This is a genomic window from Mesorhizobium sp. M8A.F.Ca.ET.218.01.1.1, assembly GCF_004791165.1.
GTDB lineage: Bacteria > Pseudomonadota > Alphaproteobacteria > Rhizobiales > Rhizobiaceae > Mesorhizobium.
Genome location: NZ_SRUZ01000045.1, coordinates 1 through 449, shown reverse-complemented (window position 1 = coordinate 449; position 449 = coordinate 1). Strand labels below are relative to the sequence as shown.

The following is a 449-nucleotide window of genomic DNA, read 5'->3' as shown; positions in this document are numbered from 1 at the left end:
CATCGCTCGTGACAAGCCCGAAAGGGATGATGTTCACGCGCACGTCGGCCGGCCGATAAGGACGGGACCAGCGACTGGCGAACACAACCGTGTCGGTGGGTGCCGCCGCCTCGTCCAACTGGCCGGCGCCAGTGTTGGTCAGGAGCTTGACGTCGATGCTATGCGCGTCGGTGTATTGCTCGAAGTCGCTGATCGAGAGATCGTCAAACAGGACGAACGAGGCACCATCGGCGTGCGCCAGCGGAACGGTATCGAGAAAGCCGCGTGCGATCGTCAGCACGTCTCCGGTGACGCCATCGATGCGTACCACCTCGGTGCCGGTGCGCGAGCCATCTCCTATCGTAGCAAGCAAGCCGATCGCCGTGTCGTCGATGCCGCTGCCGGTCAGTAGCGTCACCGTCGTCGCATCGATCGCCAGATCATCGTTCAGGAAGCCGCCAGGCGCGAAG

At 63.5% G+C, this 449-nt stretch carries 1 protein-coding gene; it reads right to left on the bottom strand.

Translation table 11 applies throughout. From position 1 onward, the window contains the following. The coding region (locus EN861_RS35685) for a hypothetical protein (protein ID WP_210235212.1) at nucleotides 1-449 on the bottom strand (449 nt) is incomplete at both ends.